Source organism: Micromonospora sp. PRAS1, assembly GCF_059553435.1.
The window spans coordinates 1-24,225 of record NZ_JCANNB010000060.1 but is presented as its reverse complement, the minus strand read 5'-3'; the positions used below and the strand labels follow the sequence as shown (position 1 = coordinate 24,225).

Below are 24,225 nucleotides of genomic sequence, written 5' to 3'. Positions count from 1 at the left end.
GCGAGCGGGCTGTCGGTACGCGGCCGGTCGTCGATCCGGTCCCGCTCGACCGGACGGCGTGGCGTGCCCACCAGCTCCTGGCTGGGGGCGGTGAACGCCTGCTCCGGTTCACCGTCGACGGCGGTGGCGATGATCCGCGCGACCGCCTCGATCACCCGGGCCTGCACGGCCGCGCCGACCGAGTCGGTCGGGTCGTCCGGGTTGGCGGCGATGCCGGCCACCGCGACCTGCGGGGTGAAGCCGACGAAGCTCTCCGTCGCGGCCTGGTCCGAGCTGCCGGTCTTGCCGGCCACCGGTCGGCCGTCGAGGATCCCGTTCACGGCGGTGGCGGTGCCGCCGTTGCACTGCCCGAACGCGGACTGCTGGCCCACCGGGCAGCGCGCCGCGTCGGTGGCGGCCCGGGCCACGTCGGGGTCGAGCACCTGGCGGCAGGACGGGTCGCCGACCGGCAGACGCTCACCGTCCGGCGCGGTCACCGACACCACCGGCACCGGCGCGCAGTACGTCCCCTCCGCCGCCACGGTCGCGTACGCGTTGGCCAGGTCGAGCGGGGTGGTGGCGGCCACCCCGAGGGTGAACGCCCCCCAGTTGGCCGCGTCGTCCTCGGCGAACCGGGCGTCCGCCTCGGCGCGGAAGGTGATGCCCAGCCGCTGGGCCATCTCGACCACCTTGTCCTGGCCGACCTGCTCGGCCAGCCAGACGAAGTACGTGTTGACCGAGCGGCCGAAGCCGTCCCACATCATCCGGTACCCGTCCATCCACTGCGGGTTGGCGTTCGCCGGGCACCACCGGCCGTCGCAGCTGCTGTCGTCGTCGCCGGCCGCGTACCGGGTGGGCAGCCGGCTGGGCGCGTCGAAGCCGGTAGCGAGGGGTCGGCCGGATTCCAGCGCGGCGAGCATGGTGAACAGCTTGAACGTCGAGCCGGCCTGGTAACCGGCGACACCGCCGCCGCCGGAGATCAACGGGTTGACGGTGTTCGGGTAGTTGACCTGCCCGTCGGGGTTGGCGTCGACGCTGTAGTGCCGGTTGACCGCCATCGCGAGGACCCGGCCGGTGCCGGGCTCGACGGCGGCGATCGGCACGGCACGCGGGTTGTCGTACCCGTAGACCTCGGTGGCCTGCCGCTGCGCGGTCTTCTGGATCTGCGGGTCGAGCGTGGTGACCACGGTGTAGCCGCCCCGGCGCAGCGCCTGCTCGCGCTCCTGGACGGTGTCGCCGAACTCCGGCTGGGCCAGCCACCACCGGCGCAGGTAGTCACAGAAGAAGCCCCAGCCGTCCCGGGCGCTGGCGGTGGCGGTGCAGCCGTTGGCCTGCTCGCTGGGGTCGAGCGTCAACTCCTCGGCCTTGGCCCGGGCCGCCTGGTCGGCGGTGATCGCCCCGGTGGCGACCATGGAATCCAGCACGTACGCCCGCCGGGCCAGCGCCGCGTCGGTGTCGCCGTCGATCGGGCTGTACGCCTCCGGCGCCTGCACCAGGCCGGCGAGCAGCGCCGCCTCGGCGAGGGTCAGCTCGGCGGGTGCCTTGGAGAAGTAGCGCTGGCTCGCGGCGGCGATGCCGTACGCCCCGGAGCCGAAGTACGCGATGTTGAGGTAGCGGTTGAGGATCTCGTCCTTGCCGAGCCGTTGTTCCAGCGCGTTGGCGTACCGGATCTCCTGGAGCTTGCGCCCGACGGTCTGCTCGGTGGCCGCGGCCCGTTCCTCGGCGGTGCGGTTCGGGTCGGTCTTGAGCACGTTGCGCACGTACTGCATGGTCAGCGTGGAGCCACCCTGCTCGCTGCCGGAGGTGACGTTGCTGACCACGGCCCGCAGCATGCCGCGCAGGTCGACCCCGCTGTGGTCGTAGAAGCGCCGGTCCTCGGCGGCCACGATCGCCTGCCGCATCACCGGCGCGATCTCCGCCAGCGCCACGTCTGTGCGGTTGACGTCGAAGAACGTGGTGATCAACGTCTTGCCGTCGTTGGCGTAGAGGTAGGAGCGCTGTGGGGTGGCCGGGGTCCGCAGGGCGTCCGGCAACGCCGCGTACTCGCGCAGTGCCGCCTGGGCGGTGAAACCGAGCAACAGGTTGCCCGGCAGCGCGGCTACCGCCAGCACGAGCCCGGCGAGCACGCCGGTCAGCAGGACGGTGAACAGCCGCGACAGCGGCGTCGGAGTGGCCATGGTCACCAGGATTGCCGCGAAAGCCGCCTTCCGACCACCTCGGGCGGCCGGTTGTCAGCCAACTCACGGTCAACTGGCAGCAGCCTTTGTGCTGGTAAACCGGCAACAGGGCGACAACCGGCCAATGCTGCCGTCAGGCCGGACCGATCGGCCCGGCCCCACCCGGCGCGGTCGGCCCGGCCGGGCCGGTCGTGGCGACGCTGGCGCTGGTGGCGTCGCGCAGGATCTCCCGTGGCATCAGCCGTCCCGAGCGGTAGCAGATGCCGATACCGGCGATCAGCACGAAGATCGCCCCGAAGGTCTGCAACGAGCCGATCAGGGCACCACCGAGGCCGAGCAGCGGGCTCGCGATCATCAACATCGTCCCGTCCCCGATGCTGAACATCCCCGAACGGGCCACCGCCCAGCCGGTGAGCAGCCAACCCACGCTGTAGCAGGTAGCACCGACCAGCACCAGCGACCGGGCGGTGGTGCCGAAGACCGCGGTCTGCTCGGAGAGCCCCGCGAAGGGCAGCATGAGCACCGTTCCGGCGATGCTGACCAGCAGCCCCGCCACCGCGGCGTGCCGGCTCCGGGTGGCGGCGAGCAGGCCCGCCAGGCCGAGCAGGGCCAGCAGGCCGAGCCAGACCGCGAGCACCCAGCCGACCAGGTAGAGCGGTCGACCGTCGGCCGGGTACGGGTCGTTGCCGACCCCACCGTCGCTGGCCATCGCCACCGCGCCGTAGAGGATCGCGTACGCCGGCAGCAGCCAGACGGCGGCCCGGGCGAGCCGGCGCAGCGACCACGCCCAGCTCGCATTGGTCGCCGGGCCCGGCGGGGCCGGGTCGTCGACGAAGGGCAGTACGCCGAAGCCCCCACCGGTACGCCGGGTGCCGATCGGTCCGGCGGGGTCGTGTGCCCCCGGCACCTCCGGCGCAGACCACAGGCGCTTCAGCGGTTCCATGCGTCACCTCGCTCGTCCACGAGCGGTGCTCAGGACGCGCCGAGGCGCCCCGATGCCTGGTCACCACCCGCACTACGACCGATGGTGGCAGGCACCGGAGCGCCTCATGAGCATTTCTCGCATTTGCTCCCCGTTGGCTCGGGACCGGTCACCCCGGTCCCGAGCCGAGCGGGATCAGGCCCGCTCGCGCTGGTCGGCCGGGTCGTTGACCAGGCTCTCCGGGGAGATCGGCTCCGGGGCGGGCAGCCCCTGCGGCTTCTTGCCGCCGGTGGCCTGCGCCTCCGCCACGCGTACCTCGTTGTGGATCTCCTCCGCCGCCGCGGCGGCGGCCTGCGCCGCCTCCGCGGCCTCCCGCTCGACCGCGCTGGCGTCGTCGGAGGCCTGCGGACTCGGTGCGTCGCCGGCCATCTGGCTCAGCCCACCGAGTGCGCCACCCATGCCCTCCAGGGCCTTGGTCAGCTCGGTTGGCACGATCCACACCTTGTTGGCGGTGCCGTTGGCGATCTGCGGCAGCGCCTGGAGGTACTGGTACGCGAGCACCTTCTGGCTCGGGTTGGCGGTGTGGATCGCGTCGAACACGGTCCGGATCGCCTTCGCCTGGCCCTCGGCCTGGAGGATGCGGGCCTGCCGGTCACCGTCGGCACGCAGCACCGCCGCCTGCTTCTCACCCTCGGCGGAGAGGATTTGCGACTGCTTGTGCCCCTCGGCGTTCAGGATCGCCGCCCGGCGGTCCCGCTCGGCGCGCATCTGCTTCTCCATCGAGTCACGGATGCTCGGCGGCGGCTCGATCGCCTTGATCTCGACCCGGGTCACCTTGATGCCCCACCGGCCGGTGGTCTCGTCCAGCACACCGGAGAGGTGCCGGTTGATCTCCTCACGGCTGGTCAGCGCGCGCTCCAGGTCCAGCGAACCGATCACGTTCCGCAGCGTGGTGACGGTGAGCTGCTCGATGGCCTGGAGGAAGTTGGAGATCTCGTAGGTGGCCCGGACCGAGTCCACCACCTTGAAGTAGAGGACGGTGTCGATCGACACGACCAGGTTGTCCGAGGTGATCACCGGCTGCGGCGGGAAGCTGACCACCTGCTCGCGCATGTCGACCTTGGTGCGTACGGCGTCGACGAAGGGCACCAGGACGTTGAGCCCCGGGTTCAGGGTGCGCTTGTACCGGCCGAGCCGCTCGACCACGTCCTGGCGCTGCTGCGGCACGATCCGCACGGCCTTGGCCAGGGTGACCACTGCTAGCAGGGCCACGGCTATCAACAGGACGGGGAACACGAATTCCATCCGTTCACCTTTCCGCTTCGGGTAGCTCACCGGGCGTCGCAACGTCCCGCCAGACCAGGGCTACCGCTCCCTTGACCTGGATAACCTGCACCCGTTCGCCGGGTGCCAAAACCTGGGTGGCGTCGTAGGCGCGGGCACTCCACGTCTCGCCGTCGATCTTGACCACGCCCTGGTCGGCGTCGACCTGCTCCAGCACCAGGGCGGTGGAACCCTCGATCGCCTCGATGCCGAAGACGGTGCCCCGGTCCTCCGAGGAGGTCTGCCTGTGCCGCTGGATGACCGGCCGCGCGGCGAGCACGGTGAGCGCCGAGACGGCGGCGAAGACCACCGCCTGTACCGGCACCGAGGCCCCCAGGGCGGCGGCACCGGCAGCGGCGAAGGCGCCGACCGAGAACATGATCAGAAACAGCGTCGCCGTGAAGATCTCGGCGACCGCCAACACCACGCCCAGCACGATCCACAACACGGCTTCCATGTAACGATCGTGACACGGCAATGCACGTGTCATCGAACTGTCATGATCGAGCCCTGGCGACCACCACCACCGAGGGAGGGTTCGTGCCCCTGCGTCCTGAAACCACCCGCCGGATCGACGCACTGGTGGCCGACGCGCAGTCCGCCGGCCGCGTCCCGTCGCTCGTCGTCGGGGTGGTGCGCGACGGCACGCTGGCCCACCTGGCCGGTGCCGGCACCCGTCCGCAACCCGATGCCGACCTCCAGTACCGGATCGGCTCGATCACCAAGACCATGACCGCGGTGCTGGTCATGCAGGAACGCGACGCCGGACGGCTGGCCCTGGACGACCCGTTACGGCGGCACCTGCCCGAGGCGGCCGCGGCCGGCCCGGTCACCCTGCGGCAACTCCTCGGGCACGCCGGTGGCCTGCAACGCGAGCCCGACGGGCCGTGGTGGGAGCGCAGCGAGGGCGTCGACCTGACCACCCTGTTGCAGGGCTTCTCCGCCGCGAAGATCGCCTATCCGCCGCACCACGCGTTCCACTACTCGAACCTGGCGTACGGGCTGCTCGGTGGGGCGCTGGAGCGGATCACGAAGACGCCGTGGCCGCAGTTGCTGCGCGAGCGGATCCTCGACCCGCTGGGCCTGGAGCGCACCACGTACGCGGCCAGCGAGCCGTACGCCCCCGGCTACGTGGTGCACCCCTGGCACGACACGCTGCGGGAGGAGCCGCGTACCGACACCCGGGCGATGGCGCCGGCCGGGCAGCTCTGGTCCACCGTCGCGGACCTGGGCCGCTGGGCTGCCTTCGTCGCCGACCCCGACCCGGCGGTGCTCGCCCCGGACACCCTTACCGAGATGTGCGCACCGGTGATCCTCACCGACCCGGAGAGCTGGCGGGGCGGGTACGGCCTCGGCATCGAGTTGATCCGCGAGGGTGACCGGGTGTACGTCGGGCACGGCGGCTCGATGCCCGGCTACGGCGCCATGCTGACCGTGCACCGGCCCAGCCGTACCGCCGTCGTCGGCTTCGCCAACTCGTACACCTTCCGCTCCGGTGGCCTGCGCCCGCTCACCCGGCGGCTGCTCAGCCAGGTCCTGGAGGCCGAACCCGCACCGGCCCGGCCGTGGCGGCCGGCCGACGCCGCGCCGCCGGCCGACGTCGCGGCGCTTACCGGCCGCTGGTGGTGGATGGGCATCGCGCTCGACGTCAGCTGGGACGCCGCCACCGGCGAACTGATCGGCGTCACCTCGGGTGGCAAGGTCAGCCGCTACGCCGCTGAGGGCCCCAACCGCTGGCGGGGCGTCGGCGGCGAGGAGCACGGCGAGGTGCTGGCGGTGCTCCACGACAAGGCCGGCACCCCGGTCGCCCTGGACATCGCCACCTTCGTCTTCACCCGCACCCCCGACGAACTCCCCTGACGCCTCACGGTGGGGTGGACCTGACCACTACCGCGTCGGGGACCGGTGCCGGCGGCCCGGGTCGCTCCCGGGCCAGGCGGCGGACCGCGGTGTTCAGCACGGCGATCACCGGTACGGCGATGAGCGCGCCGAAGATGCCGTCGAGCACCACTCCGGCGGTCACCGCCAGCACCACGGGCAACGGGTGCAGGGCCACCGCCCGGCCCATGATCCACGGCTGGAGGACGTTCCCCTCCACCTGCTGCACCACGATCACCGCACCGAGGACGGCCAGCGCGGTGACCCAGCCGCTGTCGACCAGGGCGACCAGGACCGCCACCGCCCCGGAGAGCGTCGCACCGACGATCGGGATGAACGCGCCGAGGAACACAAGCGCGGCCAGTGGGAAGGCGAACGGCACGTCGAGCAGCACCAGCGCGACCCCGATGCCCACCGCGTCGATGAACGCCACAAGCACGGTGGCCCGGACGTAGGCCACCAGGGTCCGCCATGAGGCCCGCCCGGCGTCGTCGGCCCGCCAGCGGGCGGCGGCCGGGAACATCCCGACCAGGAACCGCCAGATCCGGTCGCCGTCGCGCAGGAAGAAGAACGTGGCGAACAGCACCAGCAGGGTGCCGGTGAGCACCTCGAACAGGGTGCCCGCGGTGTTGATCGCGCCGCTGGTCAGCGACTGGCTGTTCTCGTTGATCCAGCTCTGCCCGGCCTCGACGTACCGGTTGAGCTGCCCGTCGGAGAGGCCGACCGGCCCGTCGCGGAGCCAGTCCTGGATCTGCCCGATGCCGGCCGCGGCCCGGCTACTCAGGTCCGGCAGACCGACGATGAACTGGTTGACCACCATGGTCAGCGTGCCGACCACCGCGGCGAGCCCGCTGATCAGCACCACGGCGGTGGCGAGCGTACGGGGGATGCCGACGCGCAACAGCCAACCCACGGCCGGCGCCAACAAGGCGGCGAGCAGCAGGGCCACCAGCAACGGCACGACGACGATGCGGATGGTGCCCAGGAAGCGCAGCAACGCCCAGCCGACGACCCCGATGACGATGAGTCGCCAGGACCACGCGGCGGCGATCCGCAGCGCCCTCGGCACGTCGGAGTCGTCGCGGCTCGCCGTCGAGGCGACACCGCCGACCGGAACGGGCCGGTACACCGGCTCGGGGAAGCCGGAATCCGCTTCCTCCGCGCGGCGCACCGACCGCGTGCGCTGGCGCTCACGGACCGCGCGAACCGCTGCGCGTCCCGCCTCGTACGCCTGACGCAGCCGCTGCCGCGACTGCTGGAACCGACTCAACCGGCACCCCCGGGGTGGTAGGGATCAGGCCGTCCACGCTAGCGCCCTGCCCGGTCAGCTGATCGAGGGCACGTGCCCGCTCGGTTCAGCCCGGCTCGGTGACGAAGTCGATCAACCGCTCCATCGCGTTGATCAACGGCGTCTCCACCTCGGCGTAGGTGTTCACCCGGGACAGGATGTGCCGCCACATGTCGGCCGGCTCGGCCACTCCGAGCGCCGCACAGACGCCCTCCTTCCAGGGCCGCCCCGGCGGCACCACCGGCCACGCCCGGATGCCCAGCGCCGCCGGCTTCACCGCCTGCCACACGTCGACGTAGGGGTGCCCGGTGACGAGCACGTGCGGCGAGGTCACCCGGGCCACGATGCGGCTCTCCTTGGAGCCGGGCACGAGATGGTCGACAAGCACGCCGAGGCGCCGCTGCGGCCCGGGGTCGAACTCGCGCACCCGGTCGTCGAGGGCGTCGATGCCCTCCAGCGGCTCCACCACCACGCCCTCGATCCGCAGGTCGTCGCCCCAGATCCGCTCGACAAGCGCGGCGTCGTGCACGCCCTCCACCCAGATCCGGCTGGCCCGGGCGACCCGGGCGGAGACCCCGTCCAGCGCGATCGACCCGGACGCCGTACGCCGACGCGCCGCCGGCACCGCAGCGCGAGCCGGCCGACGCAGGGTGACCGGCGCGCCGTCGAGCAGGAACGCGGCCGGGAGCAGTGGAAAGTTGCGTCGTTTACCGTGCCGGTCCTCCAGCACCACCGCGCCGGACTCGAACCCGACCACCGCACCACAGAAGCCCGAGTCGGCGTCCTCGACCACCAGATCCGGTTCGGCGTCGACCTCCGGGGTCACCTTCCGTCGCCGCCAGTCCCCCGCCAACACGTCATCGCCATACCGCCGCCCCATGCCGCCCCACGCTAGACCGCCGCTCCCCCACCCGCCGCCCGACCCGCCGCCGACACCCATCCCCGAGCCCGTCGATCATGCAGTTACCGTCGCCATAAAAGCCGCAAATGCGGACGAAAAAGGGAGCAAAGCTACATGATCGACGGGGCCGGAAGGCGGGGGGCGCGGCAGCCGAGACACAGGCGGGCGTCAGCACGTACTCTTTCGGCATGTCCACCCCCGCTGCGGGTGCGGCCATCCTCGCGCCGCGCCGGTCGAGCCGGTTCGTTGCCTGGGTGCGCGCGTGGCGCGCCGGGTTGGTGCCGTTCGACGAGGTCTCCGACGCGGTCGCCGGCGACGAGGAGCACCTGGTCGCCGACGCGCCCGGCACCTGGACGGACGTGCCGCTGCGGGCGGCGCTGCCCACCCTGGCCAAGCTCTCGCCCGACGAGATCCGGCTGGTGCTGCCCGCACCGGGTGATCCGCGCGGCCTGCCCGGCCCGGGAGACTTCGCCGGCGCCGCGCTGCTCGCCGGCGAGGCGGTGATCGCCGGCTCACTCGGCCTGATCCCCGAGGTACGGGTGCACACCTCGGGCTCCGGGGACACCTTCGAGACGGTGCTCTGGCGGGTCTACCCGCTGCCCGCGGACGCGCCGGCCGCGTCGCTCACCCTGCCCGGCGCCGCCGAGGCGGAGGCGGAACTGGCCGCGGCACTGGCCGACACCACCGCCGCGCTCACCCGACTCGACGTGGCCCAGTGGCGGCCCGAGCTGGCCGGCGCCCTGGAGGCGCTGCGCCGCCCGGACGGCGCCACCGACCTGCCGCCCGGCTTCGACCCGCGGGCCCGCCGGCTGTTCGCCCGCGCCGCCGTGCTCGACCGGGTGCTCGCCCTGGCCGGGCACGCCGCGCCCGGCGGCGCGATCAACAACTACGAGGCCCAGCAACGCGACGCCGCGCTGCGCCCGCTTACCGCCGCCTGCCGCCAGGCCCTCGTCGCCGCCTGCAACGCCCCGCTGCGCCCCTGAAGGGAGCCGACCGTGGTCGAGAACGTCACCGTCTGGATCCTCGCCACCATCGAGGTCGTCTTCCTCGGCTGGGCGGTGGCGAGCGTCCGGGCGAGCCACCGCCGCCGCCGAGGCTGAGGCAGCCCCGTCACCGCCGCTCGCCCCTGCGCGGCTGTGCCGGGTGGGCGGCGAGGAAGACGCGTACGGCTTCGTCGGCCCACGCTCGGCATCGGGCTGATCCTCGGGGTACAGAGTTCCGGTCCGGTGCACCGGGTGCCGGTGCAGGTCCGCCTCGGGCCACGACTCGCGGACGGCGAACATCGCCTCGTGAGCGGCACCGACAGGATCAGGTAGTTGAGGTGCTGCGCGGCGAGCAGCGGGTCGGGCCCGTGCAGCGCCGGATTGACCCGCGCGGTAGCCCGTTGGTCAGATCTCGTCGATCAGGTCGGCCACGGAGTTGACGATGCGTGACGGGCGGTACGGGTAGCGTTCCGCCTCGGCCCGGGTGCTGATGCCGGTGAGCACCAGGATGGTCTCCAGCCCGGCCTCCAGACCGCAGAGGATGTCGGTGTCCATCCGATCCCCGATCATCGCCGTGCTCTCCGAGTGAGCGTCGATGGTGTTCAGCGCGGAGCGCATCATCATCGGATTCGGCTTGCCGACGAAGTACGGCTCGACGCCGGTCGCCTTCGAGATCATCGCGGCGACCGAGCCGGCGGCCGGTAGCGCACCCTCCACGGACGGGCCGGTGGCGTCCGGGTTGGTGCAGATGAAGCGGGCCCCGTCGTTGATCAACCGGATCGCCTTGGTGATCGCCTCGAAGCTGTAGGTCCGGGTCTCCCCCAGCACCACGTAGTCGGGCGCGAAGTCGCTGAGCACGTAGCCCACCGCGTGCAGGGCCGTGGTCAACCCGGCCTCCCCGATCACGTACGCCGTGCCGCCCGGCCGCTGGTCGGCCAGGAACTGGGCGGTGGCCAGGGCGGACGACCAGATCGCCTGCTCCGGCACGTCCAGGCCCATCCGGGCGAGGCGGGCCTGGAGATCGCGCGGTGTGTAGATCGAGTTGTTGGTCAGCACCAGGAACGGCTTGCCGGAGGCGCGCAGTCGCTTCACGAACTCCGGGGCGCCCGGCACCGGCTGGCCCTCGTGCACCAGCACGCCGTCCATGTCGGTGAGCCAACTCTCGACAGGTTTACGGTCCTGCATGATCGTCATTCCCTGGGGGTGTCGGGTGCGCCGGAGCGGTCAGGACGGGCGGCGGGGCGGTATGCAGCAGACCGTGGGACAGGAGTCCCACATCGGCAGCTCACCGAGGCGGCGGCGCAGGTTCGCGCCGTCCGGATCGATCCGCTCCCGGACCAGCTCCCGCACCATGGTTACGAAGCGAGGATCGGTGCCCGGCGTGCCGGCGCGGACGAAGTCGAGGCCGAGCTGCTTGGCCGTCTCCAGCGCCTCGGTGTCCAGGTCCCAGACCACCTCTAGGTGGTCGGAGACGAAACCGATCGGGCTGACCACGACCCCGGTGACGCCCTGGTCGGCGAGGGTGGCCAGGTGGTCGTTGATGTCCGGCTCCAGCCACGGCACGTGCGGCGGGCCGGACCGGCTCTGCCAGACCAGGTCGTACGGCAGGTCCGGGGCCGCCGCCGCGTGCACCAGCCGGGCCGTCTCGGCGAGCTGGGCGGTGTACCGGCCGCCGTGCGGCCCGGCGCTGTCGGCCATCGAGACGGGTACGGAGTGTGCGGTGAAGACGAGCCGGGTGCTGTCCCGCCGCGCCGGATCGAGCTGGGCCAGTGCCGCGCGTACCGCGTCGGCGTGCGGCTCGACGAAGCCGGGATGGTCCCAGAACTGGCGCAGCTTCTCGATCACCGGCGCGTCCGGGCCGACCGCCGCCCGGGCGGCGGTGATGTCCTCCTGGTACTGCCGACAGGAGGAGTAGCCGCCGTAGGCGCTTGTGACGAAGGCCAACGCCCGCCGTACGCCGTCGTCGCGCATTTGCGCCACCGTGTCGGCGAGCATCGGCTTCCAGTTCCGGTTGCCCCAGTACACCGGCAGGTCGAGGCCATGCTCGGCGAAGTCGGCCCGAATCGCCGCGAGCAGATCCCGGCACTGCTGGTTGATCGGCGAGACGCCACCGAAGTGCTGGTAGTGCTCGGCGACCTCGGCCAGCCGCTGCGGCGGGACGCCCCGCCCCCTGGTCACGTTCTGGAGGAAGGGCAACACGTCGTCCGGCCCCTCCGGGCCACCGAAGGAGACCAGCACCACCGCGTCGTACGACATGGTTCCATTCTTGCCGGTGGCTGGCGGCGACCCGGCAACGCCCCCGGGTCCCGGGCGTTAAGAAGGGGCCCTTCCTATACACGAGGCGTTAAGAAGGGGCCCTTCCTTTCACCCTCAGGCGCCGAGGGCGTGGTAGCCGCCGTCGACGTGGACGATCTCGCCGGTGGTGGCCGGGAACCAGTCGGAGAGCAGCGCCAGGCAGGCGCGGGCGGCCGGCTCCTGGTCGGTCAGGTCCCAGCCCAGCGGGGCGCGCTCGGACCATGCCTCCTCGAACTGCTCGAAACCGGGGATCGACTTGGCGGCCATCGTCCGCAGCGGCCCGGCCGAGACCAGGTTGCTGCGGATGCCCTGCTTGCCCAGGTGCAGGGCGAGGTAGCGGGAGGCGGACTCCAGCCCGGCCTTGGCCACGCCCATCCAGTCGTAGACCGGCCACGCCTTGGTGGCGTCGAAGGTCAGCCCGACCACCGCGCCGCCCGGCGACATCAGCGGCAGCGCCGCGACCGCGAGGGACTTGTAGGAGTACGTCGAGACGTGCAGCGCGGTCGCCACGTCCTCCCAGGAGGCGTCGAGGAAGCCGCCACCGAGGCAGCTCTGCGGGGCGAAGCCGATCGAGTGCACCACCCCGTCGAGGCCGTCGACGTGCTCGCGAACCTTGTCGGCCAGCCCGGCCAGGTGTTCGGCGTTCGTCACGTCCAGCTCGATCACCGGGGCCGGCTCGGGCAGCCGCTTGGCGATCCGCTCCACCAGCGAGAGCCGTCCGTACCCGGTGAGCACGACCTGAGCGCCGTTCTCCTGGGCGAGTTTCGCCACCGAGAAGGCGATGGAGGCGTCGGTGATGACGCCGGTGACGAGCAGCCGCTTACCGGCCAGCAGTCCGGACATTAAGCTCATTCCTCCGTGCTCAGGTTCAATGGCCGAGGGCTTCCGGTGACCAGGGGCCTCTGGTGACCGAGGCCTCTGGTGACCGAGTGCTTCAGCGGCCGGGGGCTGCTAGTGGCCCATGCCGAGGCCGCCGTCGACCGGGATGACCGCGCCGGAGACGTAGCCGGCGCTGTCGGCGGCCAACCAGGTGACCACCGCGGCGACCTCCTCCGGGCTGGCCATCCGGCCCGCCGGGATCGACTTGAGGATCTCCGCCTTGCGCTCGTCGGGCAGCACCGCGGTCATGTCGGTCTCGATGAAGCCGGGCGCCACCACGTTTGCGGTGATGTTGCGGCTGCCCAGCTCCCGGGTGATCGAGCGGGCCACCCCGACCAGGCCGGCCTTGCTCGCCGAGTAGTTCACCTGGCCGGCACCGCCGGAGAGGCCGACCACCGAGGAGATGAAGATCATCCGCCCCCACTTGGCCCGCAACATCTTCCCCGAGGCCCGCTTGGCGCAGCGGTACGCGCCGGTCAGGTTGGTGTCCAGCACCCGGGTGAACTGCTCCTCGGACATCCGCAGCAGCAGGGTGTCGTCGGTGATGCCGGCGTTGGCGACCAGCACCTCGACCGGGCCGAACTCCGCCTCCACCGCCGCGAACGCCGCGTCGACCGACTCGGCGTCGGTGATGTCGCAGCGCACGCCGAAGAGCCCTTCCGGCGCCCCGCTGCCCCGGTGGGTGATCGCCACCCGGTCGCCCTGCTTGGCGAAGGCCTGGGCGATGGCCAGGCCGATCCCGCGGTTGCCGCCGGTAACCAGCACAGTTCGCGACACGGTGCGTCCCCTCCAAAGATCGCTGCGGGTTGGAGACTAGGCGTTACCGCACGGTAATCCCTAACCCGCCGCACGTCGTACCGGGGTACTACGGGGTGGATCACTCTGCGGGGGCACGACCCGGCCGCCGAATTTGGCTAGCGTGCCGGGGATGGACCGCCGTCACGTCCGTGCCGCCCTGGCGGCCCTGCGCCGCACCTTCACCGGGCCGGACTATCCGCCGGTCCGGTTGCCGCTGCACAGGTTGCGCCGCTGGCCGTTCGTCGCCGCCCTGATCCGGACCCTCGGGCTGCTGGCGCTGCTCGGACTGGTGTTGCTCGGCGCGAGGTACCTGGTTGACACCCGCAAGTTGGTCACCCCCATGGCCTGGTTCCTCGCCGTGCTCGCCGTCGCACCGCTGCCGCTCCTGCTGGCACGCCCCCTGCTGGCCTGGCGGATCACGCTCGTCGGGCTGCTCTTCGGCACCTTCAATCGGCTGCCGTCGGACGACTGGCCGTGGAGCACCGTGCAGATTCTGGTCAGCCTCGTCGTACTGCTCGTCGTCGCTGCCCGGGTCGACCGGCCGGTGCTCGCCTGGCTGGGCCTGGTCAGCCTGCTGCCGGTCTGGATGTTCGTGCCGTCGCACAACCAGATCGGCGTCAGCCTGCTCTTCGGGGTGGTGCTCCTGATCGGCGACCTGCTCGGACACAACCTGCGCACCCGGCAGGCGCTGGTCGAGCAGGCCGAGGTGAGCGAGCTGGAGAAAGCCCGCCGCGCGGTGCTGGAGGAACGCACCCGCATCGCCCGCGAGATGCACGACGTGGTCGCACACCACATGTCGATGATCGCGGTGCAGGCGGAGACCGCACCGTACCGGCTCACCGACGTCCCGGACCCGGCGCGCGCCGAATTCGCCGCCATCGCCGACTCGGCCCGGTCCGCGCTTACCGACATGCGGCGGCTGCTCGGCGTGCTGCGCAGCGAGTCGGACCAGGCGCAGACCGCGCCGCAGCCCGGCCTGATGGACGTGCGCGACCTGGTGGCGACCGCCCGACGGGCCGGCATGGCGGTCACCCTGGACACCGACGTCACAGTCGAGCCGGCCGCACCGGTCGGGCTGGCCGCCTACCGGATCGTTCAGGAAGGACTGGCCAACGCGGCCCGGCACGCGGCCGGCGCCGAGGTGCGCGTCACGGTTCGCGAGCGCACCGGCGGGCTGGGCGTACGGATCGAGAACGGCGGTGGCGGCGTACCGGCCGGACCGGACGCGCGGGGCGGCGGGCAGGGGTTGCCCGGCATGCGGGAACGTACGGTGTCCCTGCGTGGCAGCTTCATCGCCAGCCCGACCCGCGACGGCGGCTACGCCGTGGACGCGCTGCTACCCGACGGTCCGGAGGACACCGACCGATGATCCGCGTGCTGATCGCCGACGACCAGGCGATGGTCCGGCAGGGTTTCGGTGCGCTGCTGGCCGCCCAGCCGGACCTGATCGTGGTCGGCGATGCCGCAGACGGCGCGCAGGCCGTCGCCGAGACCCGCCGGCTCGACCCGGACGTGGTGCTGATGGACGTCCGGATGCCGGTGCTCGACGGCCTCGCCGCGACCCGCAGGCTGCTCGGCGACCGGCCGTCCGACCGGCCCCGGGTGCTCATCCTCACCACCTTCGACCTGGACGACTACGTCTACGAGGCACTGCGCGCCGGAGCCAGCGGGTTCCTGCTCAAGGACGCCCCCGCCGCCGACCTGGTGCACGCGGTGCGGGTGGTCGCCGCCGGTGACGCGCTGCTCGCCCCGACCGTCACCCGGCGGCTGATCGCCGAATTCGCCGCCCGACCGCGGCGGCAGCAGTCCCGCCCGACGAGCCTCGCCGCCCTCACCCCCCGGGAGACCGACGTGCTGCGGCTGATCGCCCGGGGCCGGTCCAACGCCGAGATCGCCGCCGACCTGGTGGTCGCCGAGCAGACCGTCAAGACCCATGTCGGCCGGATCCTGGCCAAACTCCAGTTGCGCGACCGAGCGCAGGCCGTCGTCCTCGCCTACGAGACCGGCCTGGTCGCCGCCGGGGAGTAGCTCCCAGGTAGCGGGTACGGCCCGGCAGAGACAGCTCCGCGGGTTGATGTCAACCACCCGGCCGCCGACGCACGCTGCCCTCCACAACGCAGTGGAGGGAGCGCGGCATGGTGCGCAGGGACGTTCTCCGGGTGGGGCTCGCCACGGTCCTCGGGGCCGGGCTGGTGGCGCCACCGGCAACGTCGGCGGGCGGGCTGCCGGCCGGCTTCGTCGAGGCGTACCCGGTCACGGCGGCGGCGATGAGCGCGGCCGGACCGCCGTACGCCGGCTGGGTGGCCGAAGGCCGGCGGTTCCTGGCCTTCGACGCGCGGGGGGACGGGCGCGCCGTCGAGGTCGTCGGCGACCTGGCCACCGCGGACCGGATCGCCGTGCTCGTACCCGGCGTGGGTAGCCGGCTGCCCGACTTCGACCAGGGGATGGCCGGTGTCAGCCGGCGAGCGCCCGCCCGGCAGGCCCGCGACCTGTACGCCGCCCTGCGCGCGGCCGACCCGCACGCCCGGGTCGCGGTGCTGGCCTGGCTCGGCTACGACCCGCCGGACGGGTTGCTGGCGGCGGCCACCCCGGCCAGCGCCCGCCGGGGCGCGCTCGCGCTCGGCGAGCAGTTACGGACGCTCGCCGAGCAGCGGCCGAACGCCCGCGTGACGCTCGTCGGGCACAGCTACGGCGCCCTGGTCACCGGGCTGGTCGCCGTCGACGCCCCGACCCAGCTGACGGACGTGGTGAGCCTCGGCGGGATCGGGGTCGGGGTGGACCGCGCCGAGCGGCTCGCCGGGATCCGGTTCTGGGCGGCCGAGGCGCCGCAGGACTGGATCCGCCACGTGCCGCAGGTACGGCTGCCCGGACTCGGGCACGGGGTCCGGCCCGGCGACCCCTCGTTCGGCGCCCGGCCTTTGCCGGTGGCCGCCACCACCGGTCACGACGAGTACCTGCTGCCCGCCGGGCCGACGCTGGACGCGGTAGCCGCAGTGGTGCTGCACGGCGCCGGGGCACCGGCTGCGCCGGGCGGCCAACGATGAACAGCCGACTGGTCACCCGGCACGTCGAGTTGACCGCCGCCGCCGGAAGGACCGCGACGGATGCCTCGCGGAGCGCCCCTCGCCCGCACCGCGACGCCGCCATCGACGGGCTGCGGGCGTACGCGGTCGCCGCAGTGGTGCTCGGCCACTGGCTGGTCACCGGCCTGCTGCTCGACGCCGAAGGCACCCTGCACCAGGCCAGCCCGCTGACCGCCATGCCGGCCCTGGCCCCGGCCAGCTGGGTCCTCCAGACCCTCGGACTCTTCTTCTTCACCGCCGGGTACGCCTCGGCCCGCTCCGCGGCCCGACACCAGGGCCCCGGCTGGCTCACCCGCCGGCTACGCCGGCTGGTCCTGCCGGCGGTGGCGCTGCTCGGCACGAGCGCGACCGTGCTCCTGGTCGCCACCCTGGCGGGCGTGCCGGACGGCACCCTGTCGGTGGCGCTGACGCTGGCCGTCAGCCCACTGTGGTTCCTGGCCCCACTCCTGGTCCTGGTGCTGCTCACCGGCCCGCTGCGCACCGCCGTACGGCGCTGGGGGGTGCCACGCTGCGCCGTCGCGGCGACTGCCGTGGTGGCCCTGGTCGACCTGGCTGCCGGGCTGCTGCCCGCCGGCACCGGGCTACCGCCGGTGACCGTGCTGGCCGCTTGGGCGGTGCCGTACCTGCTCGGCCTGGCCCACGCCGACGGCCGGCTGACCGGGCGGCGGGCCGCGCTGTGGCTGGTCACCATCGGCGCCGCCGGACTCGCCGCCGGACTCGCGCTCGGCTACCCGCTCAGCGCGGTCGGGGTGCCCGGCGCCGGCCGGTCCAACCTGAACCCGCCGACGCTGTTCGCGGTGACACTCGCGGTCACCCAGGTCGGGCTCGGCCTGTTGGCCCGGCCCATGTTGGAGCGGCTGCTGCGCCGCCCGCTACCCCGCCGGCTGGTCAGCGAGGTCAACCGGCACGCGGTACGCATCTACCTCTGGCACCAGCCGGTGCTGGTCGGGGTGGCTCTGCTCGCCGCCCAGGCCAAAGCCGAACTGCCGGGACTGCACACCAGCCCCGACGGCCCGGCCTGGCTGTTGGCCCGGATCGCCTGGCTGCCGGTCCTGGCGGTCGTGCTGGCGATCCTGGTCCACCGCCGCAGGCCCGGCCGCACGGTGCACGGACTCCCACCGGGGGAACGATGACCAGTCGTTCACCGCCTAGCGGCTTGCCGCACGCTACGAGGCTTGGCCGCAGAGCCGGAAGACCGGCCGCCCGGCAGCCGATCGGCCCGGTGCGCCGGACCCCCGCGCCGGGTGTACGATGATCCGCGTCTGCGGGCCGCTCGGCGGTCCGTATCGCCCCGGAACCCGACCGCAGGAGGTGATCGCTGTGCCAGACAGTGATCCTCCCAGTCGTGGCCGGGCCGATCGCCAGCCACGCTGAGCCATTCCGCTCCGCCTGAGCTGGCACCGCTCCCCGCACCCGCTCCACCGCCCGGCGCAACGACGCCGGCCCGGTCCGCGGTTGCCACCGGAAGCTCCCCGGTCACGACTTCGTGTGTGCGCGTCCCGATCCACCCCTCGCGGTCCGCCCTGCCCCCGGGCCGCCGTCGCCACTCTCGGAGCCTGTCATGAGCCGCTACGTCGCCCCGCTGGGCTTCACCCTCGCCGCCGTCTGGGTGGCCGTCCTCTTCGTCCTCGCCAGCGGCACCAACTGACCCGCCCATCCCTCCCCACCACCCCGGTTGATCATGAGGTCAGCGGCAGTCTGACGATCAGATACTGCCGCTGACCTCATGGTCAACTGGGTGGGTCAGAGCAGGCGGGAGGTCCAGAGCAGGCTGAGGGCGCCGGCGCAGAGCGCCAGCAGCAGGCCGATGCCGGCGTACCACTGGGTGATCTCCCGCGGCTCGGTCCGGAAGCCGATCGAGCTGCCCATGTCCTGGTAGACCTGCTTCAGCTCGCTTACCGTGGCCGCCTCGTAGAAGTAGCCCTCGGTGTTCTCGGCCAGGTCGGCGAGGGCGAGCCGGTCCACCGGCACCCGCTGCAACTGGCCACCGATGTCGACGTGGCCGGTGTCGGTACCGAAGGCGATTGTGGAGACCGGCACGTTCGCCGCCTGCGCTGCCGCCGACGCCTCCTCGACCGACCGACCGGCCGTGCGGTACCCGTCGGAGAGCAGCACGATGCGGGCCGGTGGGATGCCCGCCGCGCCGTCGGCCGGCACCGACCGGATCGCCTCCAGGCAGGTGAAGACCGCCTCACCGGTAGCCGTCGCCTCGGCCAGCACCAGCCCGTCGATGGCGCTGGTCACCGCCGCCCGGTCCTTGGTCGGCGGCACCAGCACGTTTGCCGACTTGGCGAACGAGACCAGCCCCACGTTGTAGGTCTCCGGCAGCTCCGCCACGAACTGCTTGGCCGCCTCCTGGGCCGCCTCCAGCCGGTTCGGCGGCACGTCGTCGGCCTGCATGGAGAGCGAGACGTCGATGGCCAGCATGATGGTGGCCCGCTCCAGCGGCTCCCGGGTGTCGATTGCCGGCCGGGCCAGCGCGCCAGCCAGCACCAGCAGGGCGAGCAGGAACGCGGCCGCCGGCACGTGCCGGCGCCAGCCCAGCCCCTTCGGCGCCACGGTACGCAGCAGGTCCACATTTGTGAACCGCAGCGCGTACTCCCGCCGGCGCAGCTGGCGCCAGACGTAGAGCGCGGCCAGGGCGAGCACCGGCAGCACGGCCAGCAACCACCACGGTTGCAGCAGTCGAATCATCTCGTCGTCCGTTACCTTTCAGTGCCTTTGGCGAGCACATGGCCAGTAGTCCCGCCTTGCGGTGGGACGGTCCGGCCCTTGACGACACGACAGCCGACGGCCGAGCGCGCGCAGTCGGCGGTGGGCGGCGTCGGTCACCGTGTCGTCCCTCGGGTGCGGGCGTGCCGTTGCGCGGCCACGAAGCGCACCATGTCCAGCAGCCAGTCTCGGTCCGTACGCAGTCGCAGGTGCCCGGCGCCGGCGGCGCGCAACGCGGCGGATATCTCCGCGCGCTGGGCAGCGGCCGCCGCCGCGTAGCGGTGCCGCAGGCTCGGGTCGGCGGTCTGTACCTCGTGCAGCTCGCCGGTCTCCGGGTCGACGACCGGAAGCACCCCGACGTCGGGCAGTTCCAGTTCCCGCGGGTCGACCACCTCGATCGCCAGCACGTCGTGCCGCACCCGCAGCTTGCGCAGCGGTCGGGACCACTGGGCCGGCGGGGCGAGGAAGTCGGAGATGACCACCGCGACGCCGCGTCGGCGGGGCGGACGGTTGAGCATCTCGACCAGCGCGCCGAGATCGCCACGACCCGGCCGGATCTCGGTGGCCGCGATGGCGCGCAGCATGCCCTGCGCCTCCCGGCGGCCCGACCGGGCGGGCAGCCGGACCAGTCGGCCCGGACCCGCCGGCGCGGGTGCCGCCCGGCGGCCCCACCGGCGCGGTGGCAGGTCGCCGCCGCTGCCCACGACCGCGCCGATCCGGTTACCGCCCCGCACGGTCAGGTGCGTGATGGCCGTCGCCGCCGCGATCACCACCTCCCGTTTGAGCCACCGGCCGGTGCCGAAGTCGAGGCTCGCCGAGAGGTCCACCGCCAGCCACGTCTCCAGCTCACGGTCGGCCACCGTACGCCGGACGTGCGGCGTCGTGGTGCGGGCGGTCACCGGCCAGTCCATCCGGCGTACGTCGTCGCCGGGCCGGTACTCGCGCGACTCGCCGGCCTCGCTTCCCGGGCCGGGCAGCAGGCCGGCGTAGTCGCCCTGCAACAGCCCGTCGAGCTTGCGGGTGACCAGCAGTTGCAGCCGGGACAGCACCGCGCCGGAGCGGTCGGTGGCCGCGTCCCGGCCGCCGGGTCGAGGGGTGGCCGAGGTCACGGCCGCTGCCCGGGCCACCCCGAGGTCGGTGCCACCGCACCCGGCGGTGTCGCCTGCTGCCGGGGCGCCACCGAGGGCAGCGGGATGGTCGCCATCACCCGGTGCACCACGTGGTCGGCCGGCACGTCGTCGGCGAGCGCGTCGTAGCTGAGCACCAGGCGGTGTCGCAGGATGTCCGGGGCGATGTCCTGCACGTCCTGCGGCAGGGCGTAGTCGCGCCCGCGCAGCAGCGCCAGCGCCCGGGTCGCCCGGACCAGGCCGAGCGAGGCGCGTGGGCTGGCGCCGTACTGGATCAGTTGCGCCACGTCGGGCATGCCGTGCTCGGCGGGGGAACGGGTGGCCAGCACCAGCCGGACCGCGTAGTCGATCAGGGCATTGTGTACGAACACCTGGTCGGCCTTCTGCTGAAGGGCGATCAGGTCGTCGGTGCCGAACACCGGGGCGGGCTCGGGTGCGGCCACGCCCATCCGGTAGACGATCTCGCGTTCCTCGGCGTCGGTCGGGTAACCCACGATGATCTTCATGAGGAACCGGTCCCGCTGCGCCTCCGGCAGCGGGTAGACCCCCTCCTGCTCGATCGGGTTCTGCGTCGCCATCACCAGGAACGGGTCCGGCACCCGGTGGCTCTCCCCGCCGATCGAGACCTGCCGCTCGCTCATCACCTCGAGCAGCGCCGACTGCACCTTCGCCGGCGCGCGGTTGATCTCGTCGGCGAGCAGGAAGTTGACGAAGACCGGGCCCAGCTCGACGTCGAACTTCTCGCTGGACTGCCGGTAGATCCGGGTACCCATGATGTCGGCCGGCACCAGGTCGGGAGTGAACTGCACGCGGGCGAACGACCCGCCGACGACCTTGGCGAGGGTCTCCACCGCGAGGGTCTTGGCCACCCCAGGTACGCCTTCCAGCAGGCAGTGCCCCCGGGCGAGCAGCGCCACGAACATCCGCTCGACCATCCGGTCCTGCCCGACGATCACTCGCTTGATCTCGAAGAGTGCCCGCTCCAGCAGGCCGGCGTCCTGCGCCGGGGTGGTGGTCGGCGCCGAGGACGGCTGCGGCTGGGTGCCGTTCGGCGTCGGAGCGTCGGGCATGGTCGGCTGGGCCACCGGTCCTCCACAGCATGATTCGGTCGTCGTGGCGTGTGCGTACCAAGCCTCGCATGCCCGGCTGAGTACGGACTGTGGGAGCGACCGATTTTCGCCACGCCGTCCCGCGCCAGGCGAATCGCCCAACATGAGTGGACAGAAGCCGCCCCGGCGTGTGTACCATGCATTCGTCGCCGGGCGGCTTCCCCCGTGGCCGCCCGGCGCTCTTCCTCTCCCGCCGCCCTAGACTGGCCGGGATGAGCGACACCGACACCTCCAGCCAGCCGCTGATCTGTTCGGCCCGTGGGTGTCGCGCCCCGGCCGCGTGGTCGCTGCGCTGGAACAATCCTCGGATCCACCAGCCCGAGCGTCGCAAGACGTGGCTCGCCTGCGATGTGCATCGACCGCAGCTCGGCGACTTCCTCACCGCGCGGGGCTTCCTGCGCGAGGTCGCCCCGCTGGCCGGATCGCCTACGCTCGAAGGGTGGACGCGGACAACGGAACCCCAGCTCGGTGAGCGCGAGGAGTGAGCTTGCGAGCCCCGCAGTCGCGAACGAAAGGCCAGCTCGGTGAATGGTGACGGACCGGCCAGCCCGGTGCACGGTGACGGACCGGCCAGCCCGCAGCCGGCACCCCCGGTGGCACAGCCCGGCCCGCTCGAACCCTGGCCGGAGACGGTCCGCTGGCAGTCGATCTCGACCGACCTGATCTGGGTGGAGTTGCTGCGCCTCGCCGCCCTGGTGGCCGTCGTCTCGACGGTGCTCGGAGTCAGCTGGGCGGTCACCGGTTCCTGGCCCTTCGGCGTGGCGCTCGGCGTCCTGCTGGTGTTCGCGGTGTGGCGCGCGGTGACCATCGTCCGGGCGGTACGCGCCTGGGGCTACGCGGAACGCGAGAACGACCTGCTGGTGCGGCACGGTCTGCTGGTCCGCCGGCTGTCCATCGTGCCGTACTCCCGGATGCAGTTCGTCGACGTCAGCGCCGGTCCGTTGGAGCGGGCCTTCGACCTGGCCACCGTGCAGTTGCACACCGCCGCCGCGGCCAGCGACGCCCGGGTGCCCGGGTTGCGGCCTGCGGAGGCGTCCCGGCTGCGTGACCGGCTCACCGCGCTCGGCGAGGACCGGGCGGAAGGGCTGTGAGCGGCCCGGCCGGCTGGGGTCCGGAGCAGCCCGCACCGCCCCCCGCCGACGCACAAGCGCCCCAACCGCCAGCACCGCCTCCCGCCGACGCACAAGCGCCCCAACCGCCAGCACCACCCACGCTCGGTGGGCCGCCTCCGCCGTACGCGCCTGGTGGGCCGCCTCCGCCGTACCCGCCGTATCCGTATCCGCAGGCTCCTCCGCCACCGGACCCGTTGCACACCCGGCAGCGGCTGCATCCGTTGAGCCCTGCGCTGCACGGCGCCAAGTCCCTGGTCGTGGTGATCGCCGGGCTCTCCTGGTCGACGCTGTCCCGGGTCGGGTTCGGCTGGTTCGTGACGATGGTGATCGTGATCGCCCTCGGTGCCACCGTGCTGGCGGTGGTCAGCTGGTACAACACCGGCTATCAGGTGGTCGGCCGGGAGTTGCGGATCCACGAGGGGCTGCTCTGGCGCCGGACCCGGGCCATCCCGCTGGAACGGCTCCAGGCGGTCGAAGTGGTACGCCCGCTGCTCGCCCAGCTCACCGGCCTGGCCGAGCTGCGGTTGGAGGTCGTGGGCGGCGGCAAGACCGAGGCGCCGCTGGCGTTCCTCGGGGTCGCCGAGGCGGCGGCCCTGCGCCGGCGTCTGCTCGCCCTAGCGGGCGCCCGGACCGCCCCCGCGCCGGGCGCCGAGCCGGCACCGGCGATGGCACCGGCCGGGGAGCCGCCCGTGCCACCGGGCCGCCCGCTGCACGCGGTGGCGAACCGGGACCTGTTGATCAGCCAACTGCTCACCCCGCAGGCGTTCCTGCTCCCCTTCGGCGTGGTGTTCGTGGCCGCGCAGTTTCTCTCCGAGGGCTCCTGGTCGTTCATCGCGGTGGCGAGCACGCTTACCGCGATGGCCGGCATCCTGCTGCAACCCGTGCGCCGAGTCCTCGACGACTGGCGGTTCCAGCTCGCCCGCGACGAGGACCGGCTGCGGATCCGCAACGGCCTGCTGGAGACCAGGGTGCAGACCGTGCCGCTGCACCGGGTACAGACCGTGGGCGTGACCTGGCCGCTGCTCTGGCGGATGAAGGGCTGGCTGCGGCTGCGTCTGGAGGTGGCCGGCTACGCCGCAGGCGAGTCCGACCAGCGCAACCGGCCGGACCGGCTGCTCCCCGTCGGTGACCTGGCCACCGGCGAGCGGATCGTCGCCGAAGTGCTGCCCGGCGTCGCCCTGTCGTCGTTGCCGCTGAGTCCGCCGCCGTCCCGGGCCCGGTGGGTCAATCCGCTGAGCCGCCAGGTGCTCGGTGCCGGCCTCACCGAGCAGGTCTTCGTCGTCCGCTCGGGTCTGCTCACCCGTCAGCTGACCATCGTGCCGTACGCCCGGTTGCAGAGCGTCCGGGTGGTGCAGGGTCCGGTGCAGCGCCTGCTGGGGCTGGCCACCGTGCACGCCGACACCGCCGGTGGGGCCGGCGCCGCGGCCGTGGACCGGGATCTCGCCGAAGCCTGGGCCCTGGCGGCCGAACTGACCACCCGCGCCCACACCACCCGCCACCCCACCTAACCCCCCACGCCCCACGCCCCACGCCCCACGCCCCACGCCCCACGCCCCACGCCCCACGCCCCACGCCCCAGCCGATCTTGCACTTCTCGTCGCCGCAAAGGTTGCGAAAGACGCATATCGGCGACCGAAACTGCATGATCGCGGGCGGGGC

General features: G+C 72.8%; 23 protein-coding genes. 10 read left to right on the top strand and 13 right to left on the bottom strand.

What is annotated here, in order from left to right:
- The 4 genes from AC507J_RS31160 to AC507J_RS31145 all read right to left on the bottom strand — a co-directional run.
- Positions 1-2,156 (bottom strand): transglycosylase domain-containing protein (locus tag AC507J_RS31160; RefSeq protein ID WP_496293951.1); only part of this gene is annotated, 2,156 nt, incomplete at its 3' end.
- A 133-nt stretch (positions 2,157-2,289) separates the two neighbouring features.
- Positions 2,290-3,099, bottom strand: a complete 810-nt coding sequence (locus AC507J_RS31155) for a hypothetical protein (protein WP_496293949.1) — start codon at positions 3,097-3,099, stop codon at positions 2,290-2,292.
- A gap of 174 nt (positions 3,100-3,273) precedes the next feature.
- Positions 3,274-4,383 carry an SPFH domain-containing protein gene (locus tag AC507J_RS31150; protein ID WP_496293947.1) on the bottom strand — a complete coding sequence of 370 codons (1,110 nt, stop codon included), beginning with the start codon at positions 4,381-4,383 and terminating at the stop codon, positions 3,274-3,276.
- Positions 4,384-4,387: 4 nt separating this feature from the next.
- Positions 4,388-4,858 (bottom strand): NfeD family protein, encoded by a 471-nt coding sequence (locus tag AC507J_RS31145; protein ID WP_496293945.1) that lies wholly within the window; start codon positions 4,856-4,858, stop codon positions 4,388-4,390.
- Positions 4,859-4,941: 83 nt separating this feature from the next.
- Between AC507J_RS31145 and AC507J_RS31140 the strand changes: the two genes are divergently transcribed.
- Positions 4,942-6,261, top strand: coding sequence for a serine hydrolase domain-containing protein (locus AC507J_RS31140; protein ID WP_496293943.1), 1,320 nt, complete (start codon positions 4,942-4,944; stop codon positions 6,259-6,261).
- 4 nt (positions 6,262-6,265) lie between these two features.
- Here the strand turns inward: AC507J_RS31140 and AC507J_RS31135 are convergent, their stop codons facing one another.
- Positions 6,266-7,549, bottom strand: a complete 1,284-nt coding sequence (locus AC507J_RS31135; RefSeq protein ID WP_496293941.1) for an AI-2E family transporter — start codon at positions 7,547-7,549, stop codon at positions 6,266-6,268.
- Positions 7,550-7,634: 85 nt separating this feature from the next.
- Positions 7,635-8,447: a DUF3097 domain-containing protein gene (locus AC507J_RS31130; RefSeq protein WP_496293939.1), complete on the bottom strand. Its 813-nt coding sequence runs from the start codon at positions 8,445-8,447 to the stop codon at positions 7,635-7,637.
- A 209-nt stretch (positions 8,448-8,656) separates the two neighbouring features.
- On the opposite strand from AC507J_RS31130, the gene AC507J_RS31125 reads away from it, so the two are divergent.
- Entirely contained in the window at positions 8,657-9,451 is a 795-nt protein-coding gene (locus tag AC507J_RS31125) for an Rv1486c family protein (RefSeq protein ID WP_496293937.1), read from the top strand.
- Positions 9,452-9,856: 405 nt separating this feature from the next.
- Here AC507J_RS31125 and AC507J_RS31120 read toward each other — a convergent pair whose 3' ends face one another.
- The 4 genes from AC507J_RS31120 to fabG form a co-directional block, all read right to left on the bottom strand.
- Complete coding sequence (locus AC507J_RS31120) at positions 9,857-10,636, bottom strand: HAD-IIA family hydrolase (RefSeq protein ID WP_496293935.1); 780 nt, start codon at positions 10,634-10,636, stop codon at positions 9,857-9,859.
- A gap of 39 nt (positions 10,637-10,675) precedes the next feature.
- Entirely contained in the window at positions 10,676-11,707 is a 1,032-nt protein-coding gene (locus tag AC507J_RS31115; protein WP_496293933.1) for a ferrochelatase, read from the bottom strand.
- Between the two features lie 114 nt (positions 11,708-11,821).
- Positions 11,822-12,589 carry an enoyl-ACP reductase FabI gene (gene fabI, locus AC507J_RS31110; protein WP_496293931.1) on the bottom strand — a complete coding sequence of 256 codons (768 nt, stop codon included), beginning with the start codon at positions 12,587-12,589 and terminating at the stop codon, positions 11,822-11,824.
- 108 nt (positions 12,590-12,697) lie between these two features.
- Positions 12,698-13,402, bottom strand: coding sequence for a 3-oxoacyl-ACP reductase FabG (gene fabG / locus AC507J_RS31105; RefSeq protein ID WP_496293929.1), 705 nt, complete (start codon positions 13,400-13,402; stop codon positions 12,698-12,700).
- Between the two features lie 151 nt (positions 13,403-13,553).
- Here fabG and AC507J_RS31100 point away from each other — a divergent pair, with 151 nt between their 5' ends.
- The 5 genes from AC507J_RS31100 to AC507J_RS31080 all read left to right on the top strand — a co-directional run bounded on the left by AC507J_RS31100 (position 13,554) and on the right by AC507J_RS31080 (position 18,154).
- Positions 13,554-14,792 carry a sensor histidine kinase gene (locus tag AC507J_RS31100; protein WP_496293927.1) on the top strand — a complete coding sequence of 413 codons (1,239 nt, stop codon included), beginning with the start codon at positions 13,554-13,556 and terminating at the stop codon, positions 14,790-14,792.
- Complete coding sequence (locus tag AC507J_RS31095) at positions 14,789-15,451, top strand: response regulator (protein WP_496293925.1); 663 nt, start codon at positions 14,789-14,791, stop codon at positions 15,449-15,451. Before AC507J_RS31100 ends, AC507J_RS31095 begins: the two co-directional genes overlap by 4 nt.
- Before the next feature lie 107 nt (positions 15,452-15,558).
- The gene (locus tag AC507J_RS31090) at positions 15,559-16,467 is read left to right on the top strand and encodes an alpha/beta hydrolase (RefSeq protein WP_496293923.1); all 909 of its coding nucleotides are present in this window, start codon (positions 15,559-15,561) and stop codon (positions 16,465-16,467) included.
- Positions 16,464-17,639 carry an acyltransferase family protein gene (locus AC507J_RS31085; RefSeq protein ID WP_496293921.1) on the top strand — a complete coding sequence of 392 codons (1,176 nt, stop codon included), beginning with the start codon at positions 16,464-16,466 and terminating at the stop codon, positions 17,637-17,639. The genes AC507J_RS31090 and AC507J_RS31085 overlap by 4 nt, the downstream gene beginning before the upstream one ends.
- A gap of 353 nt (positions 17,640-17,992) precedes the next feature.
- Positions 17,993-18,154, top strand: coding sequence for a hypothetical protein (locus AC507J_RS31080; RefSeq protein WP_496293919.1), 162 nt, complete (start codon positions 17,993-17,995; stop codon positions 18,152-18,154).
- 95 nt (positions 18,155-18,249) lie between these two features.
- Here the strand turns inward: AC507J_RS31080 and AC507J_RS31075 are convergent, their stop codons facing one another.
- From AC507J_RS31075 to AC507J_RS31065, 3 genes are all read right to left on the bottom strand, one after another.
- Positions 18,250-19,200 carry a VWA domain-containing protein gene (locus AC507J_RS31075; RefSeq protein ID WP_496293917.1) on the bottom strand — a complete coding sequence of 317 codons (951 nt, stop codon included), beginning with the start codon at positions 19,198-19,200 and terminating at the stop codon, positions 18,250-18,252.
- Between the two features lie 134 nt (positions 19,201-19,334).
- Positions 19,335-20,345, bottom strand: a complete 1,011-nt coding sequence (locus tag AC507J_RS31070; RefSeq protein ID WP_496293915.1) for a DUF58 domain-containing protein — start codon at positions 20,343-20,345, stop codon at positions 19,335-19,337.
- Positions 20,324-21,430 (bottom strand): AAA family ATPase, encoded by a 1,107-nt coding sequence (locus AC507J_RS31065; protein ID WP_496293913.1) that lies wholly within the window; start codon positions 21,428-21,430, stop codon positions 20,324-20,326. The genes AC507J_RS31070 and AC507J_RS31065 overlap by 22 nt, the downstream gene beginning before the upstream one ends.
- 236 nt (positions 21,431-21,666) lie before the next feature.
- Here AC507J_RS31065 and AC507J_RS31060 point away from each other — a divergent pair, with 236 nt between their 5' ends.
- The 3 genes from AC507J_RS31060 to AC507J_RS31050 all read left to right on the top strand — a co-directional run bounded on the left by AC507J_RS31060 (position 21,667) and on the right by AC507J_RS31050 (position 24,074).
- A complete protein-coding gene (locus AC507J_RS31060) occupies positions 21,667-21,939 on the top strand; it encodes a hypothetical protein (protein WP_496293911.1) in 273 nt (90 codons plus the stop codon).
- Between the two features lie 66 nt (positions 21,940-22,005).
- Positions 22,006-22,545, top strand: coding sequence for a PH domain-containing protein (locus AC507J_RS31055; protein WP_496293953.1), 540 nt, complete (start codon positions 22,006-22,008; stop codon positions 22,543-22,545).
- Complete coding sequence (locus tag AC507J_RS31050) at positions 22,542-24,074, top strand: PH domain-containing protein (protein WP_496293909.1); 1,533 nt, start codon at positions 22,542-22,544, stop codon at positions 24,072-24,074. Before AC507J_RS31055 ends, AC507J_RS31050 begins: the two co-directional genes overlap by 4 nt.
- Positions 24,075-24,225 lie beyond the last annotated feature (151 nt).